This window comes from Methylosinus trichosporium OB3b, assembly GCF_002752655.1.
In the GTDB taxonomy this organism is placed as follows: Bacteria; Pseudomonadota; Alphaproteobacteria; order Rhizobiales; family Beijerinckiaceae; genus Methylosinus; species Methylosinus trichosporium.
The window spans coordinates 1,346,214-1,363,949 of sequence record NZ_CP023737.1 but is presented as its reverse complement, the minus strand read 5'-3'; the positions used below and the strand labels follow the sequence as shown (position 1 = coordinate 1,363,949).

Here is a 17,736-nt window from a genome sequence, read left to right as displayed (position 1 = left end):
GCGGATAAGCTTCAGACATTGGTTACTTTTCGAGGAGAGCGTCGAATGCGGCGGCGCGGGAAATATTTTATCGGTTGTTTGCTGCTGGCGAGCCTATCGCCTCTGGTCGAGAGCCGGGCGGGTGATCGCGTGTTCGGCTACCTCGATCCATCGAGCAACAGCTTCACGCCCGCCACCGGCTCCGCCGCGCTCATGTCGGGCAAGAGGACCGCGTCGCCCGTCGCCGCCGCGCCGCCGATCGTTCGCCGCGGCAAGCTCATCGTGACGGTGAACATTCAGTTCGCGCCGGATTTTCCGACCAATCTGCGTGTGACCGCGGTCGTCGTGGCGACGACCACGCCGGCGCCGACCGCGGATCCCTCGACGGCCACGTCGACCATCGCTTTAGCCAATGTCGCGCGCTCCGGCTCCGTCGGAGTCGCGGAGGTCGAGCTGCCTTACGCTTTCACGACGACGGCGGCGACCGACAAGGTTCTGCTCTCGACACTTCTCTTCCATCCGGACGGCGAGGTCGATCTGGACCAATCGATCTCCCTGCCTGCCGACGGCGCGACAACGCGCGTCACCGTATCGCATCGAATTTGAGGATGAGGCCCATGTCTCGATTCGGTAGGCTCGGCGCCGTTCTGGCGATGACGGCGTTCGTTTCGGCCAGCGGCTCTGCGGATGCGGCGACGATCACGCGGCGCGGAACCTTCAATGTGACGGTGACGATCCTGTCGCCCTCGACGATCCCGAAGGCGACATTGTTCACCCTGCGCGCTTCGGTCATCGTCAATGGGACGCAGACGCGGCAGACGGAGGCGGCGACGCAGCTCGTCGCGAAGACCAAGGATACGCAGATCGTGACGATCTCGGTTCCGTATCTGTGGAAATTGGAGCAGCCCGTCAATTCGAAGGCGAGCCTCACCATCGGCGTTTCGGCCACGACCTCGAACCAGCAGCCTTTGTTCAACGAGGCGACGCGAACCTTCGCGGTGACGCTGCCCGCGCATGGCGCGACGACGTCGGTCGCCACCTCGCTTCGACTTTGAGACAAGAGTGGCCGCAGCAGGCAGGAGAAGCTTCATGGGAACGAGATGGACGGGCGCCATCGCTCTCGCGGTCGTCGCCTCGACATGGGTCGGGGGAGGACTTCGCGCAGAGCCGAAAAATTCGGCTATGGTCGTCGAGCCTCGACTCGCTCCGACCAGTGTGGGTGTCGGCGGAACATTGGCGATCACCGCCACGATCGCCGCGAGTCCCGATCTTCCCGACGGCTCGACGGTCTTTTATTCGGCCAATGCGAACGCCGTCGACGCCTCCTTTTCCAATGCTCACTCGGTCGCGGGTTCGGCGACGGTGATCGGGCGCAAGGTCGCGATCTCCGTCGCTATGCCTTACCTCTGGAAATTGGTCGCCGCGGGCGAGGATATGACCGTGTCGATGTTCGTGAGCGCCAATAGCTCGGTCGCAGGGGTCGGCCATAGTCTCACGGCGAGCTTCTCGAAGACTTTCGCGACGCCGGGTTCCGGCGTGACGACGCCGGTCGCTTTCTCCGGCGCGCTCTAGAATAGTTTCGTTCGGGCGAATTCTGATCGATCGAACGATTCCGGTTCGGTCGGAAAGCGCTCTAGATCGCGGGGCGGCGATGAGCAATAGGCGAGCTTCCTTTTTCGTGACGTCGGGCGCCCTGCTCGTCGCATTCGCCGCGCATGCGGGGCCCGATCTCGCGCTCCCGCCGGGAGTGGTCTGGCCGCCGGCGCCCGAGCAGCGCCCGCCGGCCGGGGCGATCCCCGGCTATTATGATCCGGCGACGAAGACATTTCAGCCGCTCGCCGCCACCCCGGCGGCGGCGAAGACCTATTCGGTCACCTTCGTCGTCCCCCTCTCCTTTACATTCAAGAACAGCTCGGCGACGGATTGGGGGTCGATCAATTGTCAGGCGACGATCAGCTATCGCGCGCCCGATAATTCCATCTCGCGCGCCGACGCCGGCAGCGAGGGGTTCGACGCCTTCTCGACTCAGCCGCAAATCACCTCGAAGCAGAGGATCACGACGACGAGCGAAGCCAATCCGCGCGGCGTCGTCACCGTGCAATGCACGGCGTACGACGATAATGGACGCGGGTACAGCACGCGGCAGGTGAAGAGCTTCACCATCGTCAATGGCGTGGTGACGACGCCTTTCACCTTCAACATGCCGTGATCGGTCTGAACCAGAGTGCGATGGATCGACGACAGGTCGTGATGCTGGGCGGCGGTCTCGCCGGCGCCGCGCTGCGCGGAAGGGCGCGTGCGGATGCTCGCAGACCGGCGCTCGAGGCGGTTCTGTTCGACGCGGCGCTCTGCGAGGCGGAGTTTCCGGGCCGGGCCGGGGCGGCGAGCTCATCAATCTCTGGCGGATGCGCCCGGCTGGGCCGCGCGCCGGCTTCGGTCGCGTCTGCCGCCGCGCGCTCGCGCCTTCGGCGCGCCCTCACGAAAAAAGCCGGTTTTCACTTCCCGGCAAAAGGCGCTAAACAACCCGCCGAGCAATCCCACATGAGCGAGACCGATCCCCCATGGCGCGCCAGTTCATCTATCACATGCAGGGTCTGACCAAGACCTATCCCGGCGGCAAGAAGGTTCTCGACAACGTCCACCTCTCCTTCTACCCCGACGCCAAGATCGGCGTGCTCGGCGTCAACGGCGCCGGCAAATCGACCTTGCTGCGCATCATGGCCGGCATGGACAAGGAGTTCACCGGCGAAGGCTTCGTCGCCGATGGCGCCAAGGTCGGCTATCTGCCGCAGGAGCCGCAGCTCGATCCCGCTCTCGACGTGCGCGGCAATGTGATGCTCGGCGTCGCCGAGAAGAAGGCGATCCTCGACCGCTACAATGATCTCGCGGTGAACTATTCCGACGAGACCGCCGACGAGATGACGACGCTGCAGGACGAGATCGAGGCCAAGGGGCTCTGGGATCTCGACAGCCAGGTCGATCAGGCGATGGAGGCGCTCGGCTGTCCCGCCGACGATTCCGACGTCACCAAGCTCTCGGGCGGCGAGCGCCGCCGCGTGGCGCTGTGCCGCCTGCTGCTGGAGCAGCCGGAAATGCTGCTGCTCGACGAGCCGACGAACCATCTCGACGCCGAGACGGTGAACTGGCTCGAGGGGCATTTGCGCAATTATCCCGGCGCGATCCTGATCGTCACCCACGATCGCTACTTCCTCGACAATGTGACGGGGTGGATTCTCGAGCTCGATCGCGGCCGCGGCATTCCCTATGAGGGAAATTACACCAGCTGGCTGAAGCAGAAGCAGAAGCGCCTCGCGCAGGAGAGCAGCGAGGACAAGGCCCGCCAGCGCGCGCTCGAGGCCGAGAGCGAGTGGATCTCCGCCTCGCCGAAGGCCCGTCAGGCCAAGTCGAAGGCGCGCATCCAGCGCTATGAGGAATTGGTCGCCAAGCAGAACGAGAAGGCGCCGACGACCGCGCAGATCGTCATTCCGGTGGCCGAGCGCCTCGGCGCCAATGTCATCGACGTCGAGCATGTGTCGAAGGCCTTCGGCGACCGCCTGCTCATCGACGACCTCTCCTTCAAGCTGCCGCCCGGCGGCATCGTCGGCGTAATCGGCCCCAACGGCGCCGGCAAGACGACCATGTTCCGCATGATCACCGGCCAGGAGAAGCCAGACAACGGCGCCGTGACTGTGGGCGAGAGCGTGCAGCTCGGCTATGTCGATCAGTCGCGCGACGCGCTCGACGACAAGAAGACCGTGTGGGAAGAGATTTCCGGCGGCAATGACATCATCTATCTCGGCAAGCGCGAGATCAACTCGCGCGCCTATTGCGGCGCCTTCAACTTCAAGGGCACGGATCAGCAGAAGAAGGTCGGAATGCTCTCGGGCGGCGAGCGCAACCGCGTGCATCTCGCCAAGATCTTGAAGCAGGGCGCCAATGTGCTGCTGCTCGACGAGCCGACCAACGACCTCGACGTCGACACTTTGCGCGCGCTCGAGGATGCGCTCGTCGATTACGCCGGCTGCGCGGTCATCATCTCGCATGACCGCTTCTTCCTCGACCGCATCGCCACCCATATGCTCGCCTTCGAGGGCGATTCGCACGTCGAATGGTTCGAGGGCAATTTCGCGGACTATGAAGAGGACAAGAAGCGTCGCCTGGGGCTCGACAGCGTGATCCCGCATCGGCTGAAGTATAAGAAGTTCTCGCGCTAGAGCGCTTTCCGATCGAACGGAATCGTTCGATCGATCAGAATTCGCTCAAACGAAACAACAACTTTAGAGCCCGATCAAACGGAGCTCGCTCGAATGAAAGAATGCTGACACGTTATCCGCTCGGATAACGTGTCAGCGGCGCGCGCTGGCCCTCCCGAGGGACGCTCGCCTCGCTTCCTGGAATTTTCGCCGGCGCCTGTTGGCGCTGCTCGCGCATGCTACCATATTCTGGTATCAGAGAACATGAACGCGAAGCATCGGCGCACCTTGGAGGCGATCTTCGCCCGTCCGGTCCCCTCGGATATTCGCTGGACGGACATCGAAAGCCTCCTCATCGCGCTCGGGGCGGAGCGTTCCGAGGGCCGCGGCTCCCGCGTTCGTTTCCTGCTGGCTGGCGCCGAGGCGGTTTTCCATCGGCCGCATCCGCAGCCGGAAACCGACAAGGGCGCCGTCGCAGCGGTTCGCCGCTTCCTCGAAAGCGCGGGAGTGACGCCATGATTCTGAAGCATGAAGGCTACATCGCCGAGGTGAGCTATGAGGACGGCGATGCGCTCATGAACGGCGTCGTCGTCAACGCTCGCGGCACGCTTCACTTCGCCGGCCGCGACATAGATGATCTGCGCCGGGCTTTCGCGGAGACGATCGACGACTACCGAGAGTGGTGCAAGGATCGCGGCGTCGAGCCGGAGAAGCCCTATTCGGGCACGCTGTCGCTGCGCATTCCTCCGGAACTGCACAAGCGCGTCGCGGAGCAGGCCGCAAAGGCCGGCGAGAGCATCAATCAGTTCATCGCCGCGCGGCTCGCAGATGTCGCGTAATCCCCTTAGAGCGCTTTCCGATCGAACGGAATCGTTCGATCGATTAGAATTCGCTCAAATGAAAGAATGCTAGGGCACTATCCGATCCAATTGGATCGGATAGTGCCCTGATCGAGGAGCGACCATGCACGGCCAGGACCGATTTCTGCTCGCCGGCGTCATGGGCTGGCCGATTTCCCATTCGCGCTCGCCGAAAATCCACAATTACTGGCTGGCGCGCTATGGGCTCGATGGCGTCTATGTCCCGCTCGCGATCGAGCCCGAACGGCTGGCGGCGGCGCTGCGGGCGTTGCCGGCGCTGAATTTTTCCGGCTGCAATCTCACCATTCCGCATAAGGAGGCGGCGCTCGCCATCGTCGATGATCTCGACCCGACCGCGAAACGCGTCGGCGCGGTCAATTGCGTGGTGGTGGAGGAGGACGGAACGCTGGTCGGGCGCAATTACGACGGTTTCGGCTTCACCGCCTCGCTGCGCGCCGCCGCGCCCATGTGGCGGGCCGACGCCGGCCCTGCCGCGGTCATCGGCGCTGGCGGCGCCGCGCGCGCCGTGATCGCCGGGCTCATCGACGCCGGGGCGACCGAGGTGCGCGTGTTCAACCGGACGCTGGAGCGCGCCGAGACCTTGGCCCGGGATTTCGGACCGCCGGTCGTGGCCCATCGCTGGGAAGCGCGCGAGGCCGGCCTCGCCGACGCCGCGCTGCTGGTCAATACAACGAGCCAGGGGATGGTCGGCCAGCCGCCGCTCGATTTGCGGCTCGACGCGCTGCCGGCGGGAGCACTCGTCTCCGATATCGTCTACGCCCCGCTGGAGACGCCGCTGCTGGCGGCGGCGCGCGCGCGCGGCCTCGTCGCCGTGGACGGGCTCGGCATGCTGATCCATCAGGCGCGGCCGGCGTTTCGCGACTGGTTCGGGATCATGCCCGAGGCGACGCCGGAGCTGCGCGCAATGATCGAGGCGACGTTGTGACAGGCGGGCCGCAATCGGCATAGGCGCGACGCCGCCTGCTTCTACTATTCAGAACAGCGATCTGGACTTGAGCCAAGGTAGCTTAGGCCGTCATCAACTCAGTTGAGGGGTCATTTTGAGGTCCCTCAGCTTTGCGTTGGCGATGACGATGATTTTTCGCATAATTGCGGAAAGGGCGACAATGGGTTTTTTGCCGTTTGCGAGAAGCCTCTTGTAGACGTCGCGCAAGGCAGGATTATGCCTTGCGGCTGACATAGCGGCCATGAACAGCACGCGCTTGACCTCCGGCCTGCCGCCGGTCATGCGGCGGTAGGCGTCTTTTTCACCGCTCTGTCGCGGATGGGGAGCGAGGCCGGCGAGAGAGGCGGCGCGTCGCCGATCACAAGAGCCGAGCTCGGGCATGAGGGCGAGCAAGGCGGCGGCGGTCTTTGCTCCGAGACCGGCCACGCGGCGCAAGGCTTTTTCGGAGCGGCGCAGCTCGTCATGCGCCTCGATCAGAGCGGCGATGTCGGCGTCGATCGCCGCGATCTGAGCATCGAGACAGTCGAGAAGCGCTTTCAAATAGCTCTGCACCGGCTCGGCTCCAGGGGCCTGCGCGCGGTTTGAGAAAGCGGTGCGCTGGACGACGAGATCGCGTCGCGTGAGCGCCAACGCCTGCAACTTTCCGCGGGTTTTGTCGGGCGCCTGCCAGCGGGCGAGCTGGAGATGACGCTCCTGGCCGTAGCGGGCGAGAGCGCGGGCGTCGAGGGCGTCGGTTTTCCCGTGGACGCCCAAGGATCGGATAAAGGCCTTCACTTTTCTGGCGTCGGCGCGGTGGGCCGGGACGCCGGCCGCGAGGAGGGCGGCGAGGAGAGCGGCCTCATAACCACCGGTGGCCTCGCAGACGACCAGGCAGTCGGGATCGAGGGTCGCCGTCCATTCGGCGAGGGCGACGGGATCATTGGCGATGGATTTGCGGCTCTGATCGCGGCTGACGAAAATCTCGATGCGGGCCTTGCCGACGTCGCAACCGATGATACGAGGGGCGGTGGTGGAGATGGACATTCGGGGCTATCCTGAAGGAGCTTATGATTGTCTTCGGGCGTTCGCCTTTCGACGCAGAGGCCCGTGCAACTCATCAAGCGTTTCAAAGGAAAGCGGACCGCCGACCATGATGACGACGGACGTCGCGCCCAATTGCGAGACGGTCTGACGGTCCGCGCCTCGGGCCGGGTGGCCACCCGGCCCGAGGCATCCCGCTCACGCGGGACGGCCCTTCATTAACATCTCGCCATCAGACAATTGCGAGCGCAGCGAAGCAATCTAGAGCCGCGGGGCGGCCCCTTGGTCACTTCGCTCCTCGCAATCCGATCCTTGTGGCCTAAGTCACGCGACGAAAGTCGAGACCCGCAGCTTGAACGGCGCGTGCTGGAACGCCAGCCGCCGCGTCAGCTCGGCGACCTCGCCGGCCTGGCGAACGAGGCTCGAATAGCGCTCGCTGGCGAAGCGCGACTGCAGCTCGAGCGCGTCGCCGACCGTTTTCGCGGCGCCCAGAGCCAGCGCGAAGTCCATCATGGCGGCGGCGTTCTCGTTGAAGAGATCGAGCGTCTTCAGCGGCAGCGCGCTGGCGTCGAGCGTCGCCGGCGCGGCGCTCGTCACGGCGGCGACGATGACGAGCGGCTCGGCCGCGGCGGGACTCGGCTCGGGCTCGACCGCGGCGAGCGGCTCGATGATGATATTCGCCGCGGTCGCGGGCTCGAGGATCTCGGCCGGGGCGACAGCTTCGCTCGCGACCGGCTCGGCCTCGAGCGCGCTCACGATCGTGTCGGCGAAGGTCGTGTCCGACGGAGCGGCGAAGGGCGTGTCGGCGGGCGGGGCGACCGGCTCGTCGGCGTCGAGCTCGTCTTTCAGGGAGATCGGCGCGACCTTGGGCGCGCGCGGTTTCGCGGGACCTTTGAAATGGGTTGCCATCGCTGCGGGCTCCTAATTGCGGGCTCTGGCGCGCCCGGCTCGTCTCGAAAACGCCGCCACTCGACGCGCGGCAAGCCACGCGCTCGAGGCGCGCGGCGTGCGATCACCGGCCGGTCGCGGCCTTTTGCAGCGCTGCGCCGAGATCCTTGGCCTGCGACTGAATCGATTCGACCTGGGTCTTCACATATTCCGTTTGCAGGGTGAGCACTTCCTGCGGGTCTTTCGCATGCAGCAGCTTGCGCGCGAGCTCGAAGGCGGCGTTGACATTGGCCTCGGCGTAGCCGAGCGCCTTGGCGCTCACATCGGTCGCGCCGGTCTGAAAGGTCGAGGTGCTCGTCTCGAGGGAGCTGATCGCCTTCTGCGCGGCGCCGGCATAGCCTTCGAACGCCTTGCGAGCCTGCTCCATGCTCTTTTCGGCGAAATCGCGCACTTCGTTCGGAATCTGGAAGATCGGTTCGCTCACGAAGGATATCCTTTTCGTCACGTCGTTCGAAGGGCTGGCCCGGCCGATCGCGACCGTCGGCCCGGCAACGCACCGATCCGCCTCAGCGAGCCGGACGGCGCGACTATGGCGCAATTCATGCTGCATTGCAACATGCTTTACGGGCAGCCGCCGCGGCCGTTCACCATAAACGGTCGAACCTGTTCGAAACGGCCTCTGCCGCATAGACCAAGCCGCGTGAAACCTTTAAATTTCTCTTAACCGATCGCTCGCTTCGTTCGATCGGCCGCGTTCGGGGCGCAGTCGAGATGCAGGACGAATCTGTGAGCGTGGGCGATGCAGCCCTGCAAATTCGCGAGGATCCCGCCTTCGCGGCGCTGGAGGATTCGGGCGCGCCGATCGTCGCCGCCGTCGGAGTTCCGCCCGCGATCGTCTATCTCAACGAATCGGCGCGCGCCGCTTTCGGCGCCGACGCCGCCGCGCTCGGCGAAAGGCTGTTCCGCGGCGAGGAGGAGGGGGCCCGTCGCCTCGCCGAGCTCGCCGTCTCGACGCAGCATGGCGCCGCGCCGCGCCTCGAGCGCCTGCGCTTCTCCTTTGGTCCGATCGCGCAGACGGTGACCATCCTCTGCCGCAAGACCCGCGCGGCCGAGCAGGGTGGTCTGTTCCTGATCGCGGCGCTCGGCGTGCGGGCGCGCTCGCAGGCCGAGCTCGCGTTGCAACAGGCTCCCTCTCTCCCGGTCGAACCGGAGCCGCGTCCGATCGTCGAGGCGGCGGCCGAGCCCGAGCCGGCGCCGTCCCTCGTCATGCCGGATCCGGAGCCCCCTTCGGTCCCGGCCGTCGAGCCGGAGTCCGCGCCGGAGCCAAGAGCGGGCGAGCCTGCCGGCGAGCCTGCTTCCAAGCCGGCGCGGCCCGAGCGCTTCATCTGGCGCACGGACGCCGAGGGTCGCGTCGTCGTTGTGACGGGGGCGCTCGCCGATGTGGTCGGCCGCGACAATAGCGACATCGCCGGCCGCAGCTTCGTCGAGACGGCTCGCCGGCTGCGCCTCGACCCGCGCGGCCGCCTCGACGAGGTCCTCGCCTCGCGGCGCTCCTGGAGCGGAGTCGAGCTGGACTGGCCGTTGCAGGGCGGCGGCGCGCGCGTGCCGGTCACGCTCGGCGCATTGCCCATTTTCGACGACGCCCGCCGCTTCGGCGGTTTTCAGGGCTATGGCGTGCTGCATGTCGGCCGCCTGCGCTTCGAGCCGCCGGCCGCCGAGCCCGCGCCGCCGGCGGAGGCGCCCGAGGCTGCGGCCGAATTGCCGGAAGCCGCGCCGCTCGTTTCCACAGGGGGCAAGGTGGTTCCGCTGCGTCCGCAGCTCGCGCTTCCGCGCTTCGAGGACGGCGCGGCTGCGGCCGGAGAGCCGCTGACGGCGAGCGAGCGCGCCGCCTTCGACGAGATTTCCCGCGCCCTCGGCGCCGGGGCGAGGACGGGCAAAGGCCCGGCGCGCGAGCTGATCGAGGCGGTGGGGCAGGCGACCGGCTGCGAGCCCCCGGCCTGGCCCGAAAGCGACGAGGCGGAGCCCATCGGCCTCGCCCGCGCCCGCGCCCTTCTGGACCGCCTGCCGGTCGGCGTTCTGGTGGCGCGTGGCGCGCAGGCGCTCTACGCCAATCGCACGCTGCTCGATTATCTCGGCTATCCCGATCTCACGGCGCTGGCCGCCGAGGGCGGCGCCGCGCGGCTGTTCGTCGGCCCGCGTCTGCAGGACGCGTCGGAGGGCGGCGCCAATGTGCTCGAGCTGCGCGGCGAGGACGGCGAGCGGCTCGACGCCGATGCGCGCCTGCAGGCGATCGATTGGGACGGCGGCCCGGCGACGCTCGTCACTCTGCGCAGCGCGCGCCCCGCAGCCGGCGCCGCCGAGGCCGCGCGGCTCGGCGCGTTGGAGAACGAGCTGGCCCGACGCCAAAGCGAGATGGAGGAGCTGCGCACCACGCTCGAGGCGACCGGGGCCGCCTATGCCGTTCTCGATCGCGACGGCCGAATCCGCAGCGCCAGCGGCGGCTTCGGCCGTCTCCTCGGCGAGGAGCCGGAGGCGCTGGCCGGCGAGCCGCTGGCCGCGCTGTTCGCCGAGGCCGATCGTGCGGCGGTCGCCGATTATCTGCGCGGTCGCGAGCCCGGCGCCGATGGCCTGCGGGCCTCGGTCCGGGCGCGCAAAGGCGCGCTGCAGCTGACGCTGGTGGGGATTGGAGCGGAGCAGCGGCGCTGCGCGGTTCTGCGCGAGCTCGGGCCGCGTCGCGGCGCGGACGAGGCGCTCGAGGCCGCGCGCCGGGAAGCCGAGCGCGCCAACGCCGCCAAGACCGATTTTCTGGCCAAGGTCTCACATGAGGTGCGCACGCCGCTCAACGCCATCATCGGCTTCGCCGAGGTGATGATGGAGGAGCGCTTCGGGCCGCTCGGCAGCGAGCGCTACAAGGAATATCTGAAGGATATCCACACCTCCGGCCTGCATGTGCTGAGCCTCGTCAATGATCTGCTCGATCTGTCGAAGATCGAGGCCGGCAAGATGGAGCTCGACGTCGAGCGCATCGACGCCAACGCCATGATCGCCGAATGCGTGTCGATCATGCAGCCGCAGGCCAATCGCAGCCGCGTGCTCATCCGCCTGTCGCTGTGGCCGCGGCTGCCGCGCGTGCTCGCCGACGGGCGCTCGCTGCGGCAGATATTGCTCAATCTCCTCTCCAATGCGGTGAAGTTCAACGAGGCCGGCGGACAGGTGATCGTGTCGAGCGCGCTCACCGACGCCGGCTATGTGGTGATCCGCGTGAAGGACACGGGGATCGGCATGAGCGAGAGCGAGATCGAGACGGCGCTGGAGCCGTTCCGCCAGGTCGGCCCGCACAAGGCGAGCGGCACCGGGCTCGGCCTGCCGGTGACCAAGGCGCTGATCGAGGCCAATCGCGCGTCTTTCTCGATCACCAGCCGCAGGAACGAGGGCACGCTGGTCGAGGTCGCCTTCCCGCCGCCGCAGGTGCTGGCGGCGGAGTAGGCGCGAATTGTCGCGGTCCGAGCTTCTTTCGGCCGGAGCAATGGAAATTCTTTCAAAACGAAATGTTTGTTCTGCTCGGTAGGGAATAAGGCTAATGGCATCGATTGACAGAGATATTACGGAGTTTCTGCAATCTTGCGCCATGTCGGGCGTGAAGACCGTGCTTCCTCAGGGAACATTCGAGGTGAGCAAATCGGTCAGGCTATATGATGACGCCCATATCTGCGGCTTCGGCGCGTTGGAGACGACGCTGGTCCTGGCTGACGGTGTGAATGACAATATGTTCACCAATGCGGATCACCGTAAGGGCAACAAAAATATCCGATTAGAGAATATACGTATTATAGGAAACGATAAGCGTCAGTGGAAGCCGGCTACCGAACAACGGTCGAGCTTTTGCAATGGTGTGTATCTTATCAACTCCGGCTCGGTGTCATTCTGTGATATATACATTTATGATATGCTGCAGACAGGGCTGCACTTTACATTTTGTAATGATGTTTCGATCGATGGCCTCTATGCAGAAAATATTGGTTGGAGCGGACTCGGCACGACAGGAACCAATAATATCGTTGCGATCGATTTGATGGTGGTCAATTCGGGATTGGATAGTCGTCATTCCGCCGTGCATTTGGATGGCGGCAACTGCGCTTATGTGCAGGGAGCCATTCATCGATGCGTCGGCAATGGCGTGATGTTGGATTCGACTTACGGTAAGCTGACCAATTGCCTGGTTCAGGTGAACGCGCGCGATTGCATGCGCGGCGTGGCTCTGATCGGCAATCCGGTCTCTCAGCCGAGCAATATTTGTGTGAGCAAGTCGACATTCGTCGACAATGAGATCGGCGTCATGATCTCCAATGCGCATGGCGCTTTCGTGGTCGATTCTCATATCGAAGGCAGTCGCGAGTGCGGCGTGCTGTTCCAAGGTAAAGTCGGCGGCTATGACTCGTTTGTCGCAAATTGCAGTTTTGCGAGGAATGTCGTCGACGTGAATCAGCTGCACCAGAGCCGGAACAACTTCTTGATCGACAACGAGTTGGAGAGCGCGTGACGCGCGCCGCGATCGGCGCCGATCGTCTCGCCGCTTCCGCAGCCGCGGCCGCGCCGGGCCGTCGGGAGCGCAGGAGCTTGATTATGCGCCGCACGCGCCGATAAATATCTGCGTCGCAATGGCTCCCTATGGCGCGGGGCCCTTCGCCGGACCCGCGGGGGAACAGTCTTGCCCACCATCGACCTCAACGCCGATCTCGGCGAGGGCTTCGGCGCCTGGCGCATGGGCGATGATGACGCCATGCTCGGTCTCGTCACCTCCGCCAATGTCGCCTGCGGCTTTCACGCCGGCGATCCCGACATCATGGCGCGCTGCTTCGCGCTCGCGCGCGAGCGCGGCGTCGCGATCGGCGCGCATGTGTCCTTTCCCGATCTCGCCGGCTTCGGGCGCCGGCGCATTCCCTATTCGCCCGCCGAGATCGAGCGGCTCGTCGCCTATCAGATCGGCGCCGCGCAGGCGCTCGCCGATTATTGCGGGCATCGGCTCACCCATGTGAAATGCCATGGCGCGCTCGCCAATATCGCCGAGAGCGAGGCCGAGATCGCGCGCGCCGTGGCGCGGGCGACGCGAGCGGTCGACCGCGATCTCATTCTGCTCGCGATCGCCCGCAGCGCTCAAGTGCTGGCGGCCGAGGAGGCGGGGCTCGCCGTGGCCCGCGAGGCTTTCGCCGACCGCGCCTATACGGACGAGGGGCGGCTGACGCCGCGCGGCCTGCCGGGCGCGGTGATCGAGGACGCCGAGCGCGCCGCCGAGCGGGTGCTCGCCATGCTGGAGGCGCAGGCGCTCATCTCCGAGAGCGGCGCGCTGCTGCCGACGCCGATCGACTCCATTTGCGTGCATGGCGACACGCCCCATGCCGTGGCGGTGACGCGGCGGCTGCGCGGCGCGCTGGAGCGGGCGGGTTTCCGGCTCGCGAGCTTTACCGCCGCGGAGGCGTGAGATGCTCCATCCAGCGTCGCGCTGGCTCGACGCGGGCGAGGCGGCGCTCGTCGTCGAATTCGGCGACAGCGTCGATCCGGCGATCAACGCCCTGGTGCTGGCGCTGGACGCGGCTCTCGGCGCCGCGCCGCTCGAGGGGATCGTCGAGACCGTTCCCACCTATCGCTCGCTGATGATCCATTACGAGCCGCTGGCGCTTTCGCGCGCGGCGCTGGTCGCCCATCTGCGCGCGCTGCTGCAGGCGGGCGAGACGCCCGCCGCTTCCGCGCCCGGCCGTCGCTGGGTCGTTCCCTGCTGCTATGAGCCGCCGCTGGCCGAGGATGTCGAGGCGGCCGGGGAGGCGCTGGCGCTGGCGCCCGAGCGCCTCGCCGCGCTCCACGCCGGCGCGCTCTACCGCGCTTATATGTATGGCTTCGCGCCGGGCTGGTGCTATCTCGGCGGGCTTCCTGCCGCGCTCGCTCTGCCGCGCCGCGCCGCGCCGCGCGGGCCGACGCCGCGGGGCGCCGTGCTGATCGGCGGCGGACTGTCGCTGATCGGCGCCGCGCCCATGCCGACCGGCTGGTATGTGATCGGCCGCACGCCCGAGCGCATGTTCGCGCTCGACCGTGATCCGCCCTTCCTGTTCGACCCCGGCGACGCGATCCGTTTCGAGCCGATCGACCGCGCCGCTTTCGCGCGGCTGGAGGAGAGTGCGGGGCGAGGCGAGATCGTCTCGCGGCTGGAGTCTGGGGGCGTCCCGTGACGGCGGCGCTGCTCATCCGCTCGGCCGGTCCCGGCGTCACCGTGCAGGACGGCGGCCGTTGGGGCTATCTGCGCTATGGCGTGACGCCCGCCGGTCCCATGGACGCGGGCGCGCTCGCCGCCGCCAATCTCGCGGTCGGGGCGCGCATAGATGCGGCGGCGATCGAAGTGTCGCTCGGCGGTCTGGAGCTCGAAGCCGAGGGGGAGGCGATCGGCCTCGCTGTCGCCGGCGGCGCTTTCGATCTGCGGCGCGACGGCGCGCCGCTGCCGCCGGCCTGCCGGCTGACGCTGGAGCCGGGGGCGCGCCTGTCGATCCGCGCCGGAGCGGCGGGCGCCTGGTGCTATATCGCCATCGCCGGGCGGCTCGATCTGCCGCCGGCGCTGGGCGCGCTCGCGACCCATACGCGATCGATGCTCGGCGGGCTCGCCGGGCGGGGGCTCGCGGCCGGCGACCGTCTGGCCCTCGCCGATCTTCGGAGGCCGTCATTCGATGCGCTCGCGATCGAGGCGCCTTGGCTCGCGCCCTCGGCGGCGCCTGTCCGCGTCATCCTCGGACCGCAGGACGACCGCTTCACCGAGGCGTCGCTGCGCGCCTTTCTCGAAGCAACATGGAGCGTCGCCGCGCGCAGCGACCGCATGGCCTATCGGCTGGAGGGGCCGCGGCTCGCCCATCGCGATGGACATGACATCGTCTCGGACGGCGTCGCGCTCGGGGCCATTCAGGCGCCGGGCGACGGCGCGCCGCTGGTGCTGATGGCGGACCGCCAGCCGACCGGCGGCTATCCCAAGATCGCCAATGTGATCGGCGCCGACATCGCCCGTCTGGCGCAGAAACGGCCGGGCGAAACGCTGAGCTTCACGGCGGTCACGGTCGAGGAGGCGGTGGGGCTGCGCCGCGCGCGCCACGAGGCGATCGCCGCCGGCGTGGGCCTGCGGCCGCTCGCGCCCGAGCTGACCGCGGAATTTCTGCTCGCCGCCAATCTCATCGGCGGCGTCGCCGACGCGACCGAAGATTGAGCGGATCCGAGACGTTCTGCCTTCTCCCGCAAGGCGGGAGAAGGTGGCCTCGCGCAGCGAGGTCGGATGAGGGCCCATCAGAAGAGGGCGTCAGTCGACCGCCGCTTCGAGGGCCGGAGCCGGGCTCGTCTTTTCCGGCTCGGGGACCGGCTCGGCGATGGCGACGGCAGGGGCGGCGGCCCGCGCGGCGCGCCAAGCGGCGAGACGGCGCCACCAGGGCTCGCCGACATGCAGATGGCGGCGCAGCGGTGTCTTCATGATCGCGAGCACGAGGCCGATGCTGAACAGGCACCACACCGCCGGCCATTCATTGATGTTGGAGGTGGTGAGGCTCGCGGCGAAGGGGCCGGCCACATAAGAGAACAGGGTGAAGCGCCAGCTGCCGATCAGCGCCGGCGTCAGGAAGGCGAGCAGCGGATAGGCGAGATAGCCGCGGCCGAGATAGGCGTTGTCGGCCATGCTGTTGCCGATGCCATTGGTCGGCACCAGCCAAGCCAGATGCCATTCGCCATGGACGGTGCAGAGGAACTCGCCGCAGAGCGGCCGGCCCGGCTGGCAATGTCCGGCCCATTGGAACGGATAGAGCTGCACCAGCATGGAGATGGCGCCGATGAAGCAGGCCGCGAACACGATCGGCGCGACGCGCTTGGCGGCCTCCTTCGGCATGAAGTAGAGCGCCACGGCGTTGATGAAGAAAGGCTGGAAGGTGATGTGCAGATAGCCGAACAATGTCATCATCTGATTGAGCGGCGAATCGCACTGGTCCAGCACCGCATAGCTGACCGCCTGCAGCGCCTCCATGCTGGAGAAATAGAGCAGGCAGCCCCAGAGCGCCAAGGGCTCTTTCTTGATCGCGCTATAAATTGCTCCGCCGACGCCCACCGTCGCCAGCACCGTCGACGCTTCCCCACTCCAGCACATGGAATGTACCCTATCTTTCTTCTAGTTGTGGCTCAGATAGACAATTTCGGCGCGGCTGTCGAGCGCCCTCGCGCTCCAGCGCCCGCGCGCACATCGCCGCAGCGGCGCGCCCGGCCGAGCTCTCGGCTTAACCGATCATTAACCGCGCCGGTCCGACAGTGGCGCGACCATCGACAGACCGTCGGTCGCCGTGGAGGCGCCCATGCCGATCATCGCCGCAAAGCCATTCGGGGTCTTCTCGCCGCAGGGGCTGCGGCGCGCTGTCTTCGTCGTCGCCTCGATCGCCTTCGGAACGGCGGCCGGCTATATGCTCGGCTCGCGCACGGGCGTCAAGGACGCGATCGAGGCGGGCCAGAGCATAGACGCGGAGACTTTGTCCAAGGCGCTCGCCTGGAAGCCGGAGGTCGCCTCGATCGATCTGCGCCGGCGCCGCGAGATCGCGCAAATGCTCGACGACGTGCGTTCGGCGCGCGCGCAGATCGAGTCGCTGCGCCATGAGCGCGAGGCGCTGCGTCCCGGCGAGCGGCTGCGCGCCCTCGAGGCCGCGCGCGAGGCGGGCGCCGCGCGTCTCGACCGGCTGGAGGCGCGGCTCTCGCGGCTCGAGCGGACGCAGGTCGATCCGACGCCGACGGGCTCCGTGCCCAAGACGGCCGCGCCGAAGACCGCCGAACGCAAGGAGCCGCCCCCGCGTCTCGCGCCGGAGCGGCCCAGATCCCTCGGCCGGGCCGGCAAGGACGGCGCCTGAGCCGCCTCTCGCCGACGCGCGACATCATCGCACGCGCATCAATTGTCCGCGCAGCGCGCCGTCGGGATGCTTGTCCGTGTGCAGGTTGAAATACCATCGCCCGTTCTCGAGCTGCTCGACCTGCTTCGCATCGAGCGTGGCCTCGCCCTCGAATTTGCCGTTCGCGGCGTCGACCGGCAGCACCGGGGCGGCGTTCTGGCCGGGCCCGGCGGGGCCGTGGAAATGGGCCGCGGTCTCCTCGCTGCGGAGGCCCTGGTAGTGGCCCTTCCAGGTGATCTTCTTGGTGTCGGGATCGAGCTTGACCTCGATCTCGCCCGACGCTTTGCTCCCGCTCGGCGGATTGACGGCGCCGCCGGTGAGGTCGCCCCTCAACATGACGGTTTTGGCCATGGCCGGAGCGGCCGAGAGGACGAGCGCGAGGGCTGCCGCCGAGCATATGCTCGCCATTGATGCGTTCCTGGACATTCCACCGGCTCCTGTGTCACATGGTGGGAACTGCGCCCCCGAGGCGCTGCCACCTAACGCGCCCGCGCCCCGCATCAAGCCGGCATCGCTCGGCGGCGGGAGCGCCCATTTCAGGACCCCGACCATGGCCGACCCGTTCACCGACATCAGCCTCGACGATTTGAAGACCGGCCTCGCCGACGGCTCGATCATTCTCATCGATGTGCGCGAGGCCGATGAATACGCCTCCGGCCATATCGAAGGCGCGCTGTTCAATCCGCTCTCCCGCTTCGACCCGACGCAGATTCCGCGGCCTGCGGAGAACCAGACGATCGTCGTCTATTGCCGCTCCGGCAAGCGCTCGGTGAATGCGATGGAGCAGGCGCGCCTGCTCGGCCGGCGCGACGTCCGCACGCATTTCGGCGGCGGCATTCTCGGTTGGCAGAAGGCGGGCGAGCCGGTCGTGCCCGGCATGTGACGCG

20 protein-coding genes are annotated in these 17,736 nt (G+C 67.1%); 15 read left to right on the top strand and 5 right to left on the bottom strand.

Going from position 1 to position 17,736, the window contains the following annotated elements; all coding sequences use genetic code 11:
* Positions 1–45 precede the first annotated feature (45 nt).
* The 8 genes from CQW49_RS06500 (at position 46) to CQW49_RS06465 (ending at position 5,978) form a co-directional block, all read left to right on the top strand.
* The gene (locus CQW49_RS06500; protein ID WP_003611374.1) at positions 46–585 is read left to right on the top strand and encodes a hypothetical protein; all 540 of its coding nucleotides are present in this window, start codon (positions 46–48) and stop codon (positions 583–585) included.
* Between the two features lie 11 nt (positions 586–596).
* The gene (locus CQW49_RS06495; protein ID WP_003611376.1) at positions 597–1,034 is read left to right on the top strand and encodes a hypothetical protein; all 438 of its coding nucleotides are present in this window, start codon (positions 597–599) and stop codon (positions 1,032–1,034) included.
* Between the two features lie 34 nt (positions 1,035–1,068).
* Entirely contained in the window at positions 1,069–1,551 is a 483-nt protein-coding gene (locus tag CQW49_RS06490; RefSeq protein ID WP_003611378.1) for a hypothetical protein, read from the top strand.
* Positions 1,552–1,657: 106 nt separating this feature from the next.
* Positions 1,658–2,188 (top strand): hypothetical protein, encoded by a 531-nt coding sequence (locus tag CQW49_RS06485; RefSeq protein ID WP_003611380.1) that lies wholly within the window; start codon positions 1,658–1,660, stop codon positions 2,186–2,188.
* A gap of 352 nt (positions 2,189–2,540) precedes the next feature.
* A complete protein-coding gene (ettA, locus tag CQW49_RS06480; protein ID WP_003611381.1) occupies positions 2,541–4,193 on the top strand; it encodes an energy-dependent translational throttle protein EttA in 1,653 nt (550 codons plus the stop codon).
* A 243-nt stretch (positions 4,194–4,436) separates the two neighbouring features.
* Positions 4,437–4,691, top strand: a complete 255-nt coding sequence (locus CQW49_RS06475; RefSeq protein WP_003611383.1) for a type II toxin-antitoxin system HicA family toxin — start codon at positions 4,437–4,439, stop codon at positions 4,689–4,691.
* Complete coding sequence (locus CQW49_RS06470; RefSeq protein ID WP_003611384.1) at positions 4,688–5,011, top strand: type II toxin-antitoxin system HicB family antitoxin; 324 nt, start codon at positions 4,688–4,690, stop codon at positions 5,009–5,011. The genes CQW49_RS06475 and CQW49_RS06470 overlap by 4 nt, the downstream gene beginning before the upstream one ends.
* Before the next feature lie 124 nt (positions 5,012–5,135).
* On the top strand, positions 5,136–5,978 hold the full coding sequence (locus tag CQW49_RS06465) for a shikimate dehydrogenase (protein ID WP_003611385.1): 843 nt from the start codon (positions 5,136–5,138) through the stop codon (positions 5,976–5,978).
* 93 nt (positions 5,979–6,071) lie between these two features.
* Here CQW49_RS06465 and CQW49_RS06460 read toward each other — a convergent pair whose 3' ends face one another.
* The 3 genes from CQW49_RS06460 to CQW49_RS06450 all read right to left on the bottom strand — a co-directional run bounded on the left by CQW49_RS06460 (position 6,072) and on the right by CQW49_RS06450 (position 8,391).
* Positions 6,072–7,022 carry an IS110 family RNA-guided transposase gene (locus CQW49_RS06460; RefSeq protein WP_003616302.1) on the bottom strand — a complete coding sequence of 317 codons (951 nt, stop codon included), beginning with the start codon at positions 7,020–7,022 and terminating at the stop codon, positions 6,072–6,074.
* A gap of 321 nt (positions 7,023–7,343) precedes the next feature.
* Positions 7,344–7,928 carry a phasin family protein gene (locus tag CQW49_RS06455; RefSeq protein WP_003614499.1) on the bottom strand — a complete coding sequence of 195 codons (585 nt, stop codon included), beginning with the start codon at positions 7,926–7,928 and terminating at the stop codon, positions 7,344–7,346.
* Positions 7,929–8,031: 103 nt separating this feature from the next.
* Entirely contained in the window at positions 8,032–8,391 is a 360-nt protein-coding gene (locus tag CQW49_RS06450) for a phasin (protein ID WP_003614500.1), read from the bottom strand.
* A gap of 308 nt (positions 8,392–8,699) precedes the next feature.
* Here CQW49_RS06450 and CQW49_RS06445 point away from each other — a divergent pair, with 308 nt between their 5' ends.
* From CQW49_RS06445 to CQW49_RS06425, 5 genes are all read left to right on the top strand, one after another.
* Entirely contained in the window at positions 8,700–11,393 is a 2,694-nt protein-coding gene (locus tag CQW49_RS06445; protein WP_244441332.1) for a histidine kinase dimerization/phospho-acceptor domain-containing protein, read from the top strand.
* A 94-nt stretch (positions 11,394–11,487) separates the two neighbouring features.
* Positions 11,488–12,447 (top strand): right-handed parallel beta-helix repeat-containing protein, encoded by a 960-nt coding sequence (locus CQW49_RS06440; RefSeq protein ID WP_003614503.1) that lies wholly within the window; start codon positions 11,488–11,490, stop codon positions 12,445–12,447.
* A gap of 168 nt (positions 12,448–12,615) precedes the next feature.
* Positions 12,616–13,386 carry a LamB/YcsF family protein gene (locus tag CQW49_RS06435; RefSeq protein ID WP_003614505.1) on the top strand — a complete coding sequence of 257 codons (771 nt, stop codon included), beginning with the start codon at positions 12,616–12,618 and terminating at the stop codon, positions 13,384–13,386.
* 1 nt (position 13,387) lies between these two features.
* Positions 13,388–14,128, top strand: a complete 741-nt coding sequence (locus tag CQW49_RS06430) for a 5-oxoprolinase subunit B family protein (protein WP_003614506.1) — start codon at positions 13,388–13,390, stop codon at positions 14,126–14,128.
* Positions 14,125–15,144 carry a 5-oxoprolinase subunit C family protein gene (locus CQW49_RS06425; protein ID WP_003614508.1) on the top strand — a complete coding sequence of 340 codons (1,020 nt, stop codon included), beginning with the start codon at positions 14,125–14,127 and terminating at the stop codon, positions 15,142–15,144. The genes CQW49_RS06430 and CQW49_RS06425 overlap by 4 nt, the downstream gene beginning before the upstream one ends.
* Before the next feature lie 90 nt (positions 15,145–15,234).
* On the opposite strand, the gene CQW49_RS06420 is transcribed toward CQW49_RS06425, so the two are convergent.
* Positions 15,235–16,065: a DUF5765 domain-containing protein gene (locus CQW49_RS06420; RefSeq protein WP_003614509.1), complete on the bottom strand. Its 831-nt coding sequence runs from the start codon at positions 16,063–16,065 to the stop codon at positions 15,235–15,237.
* 202 nt (positions 16,066–16,267) lie between these two features.
* Between CQW49_RS06420 and CQW49_RS06415 the strand changes: the two genes are divergently transcribed.
* Positions 16,268–16,810, top strand: coding sequence for a hypothetical protein (locus tag CQW49_RS06415; protein WP_003614510.1), 543 nt, complete (start codon positions 16,268–16,270; stop codon positions 16,808–16,810).
* Positions 16,811–16,834: 24 nt separating this feature from the next.
* Here CQW49_RS06415 and CQW49_RS06410 read toward each other — a convergent pair whose 3' ends face one another.
* A complete protein-coding gene (locus CQW49_RS06410; RefSeq protein WP_003614511.1) occupies positions 16,835–17,257 on the bottom strand; it encodes a CHRD domain-containing protein in 423 nt (140 codons plus the stop codon).
* A gap of 142 nt (positions 17,258–17,399) precedes the next feature.
* On the opposite strand from CQW49_RS06410, the gene CQW49_RS06405 reads away from it, so the two are divergent.
* Positions 17,400–17,732, top strand: coding sequence for a rhodanese-like domain-containing protein (locus tag CQW49_RS06405; protein WP_003614512.1), 333 nt, complete (start codon positions 17,400–17,402; stop codon positions 17,730–17,732).
* Positions 17,733–17,736 lie beyond the last annotated feature (4 nt).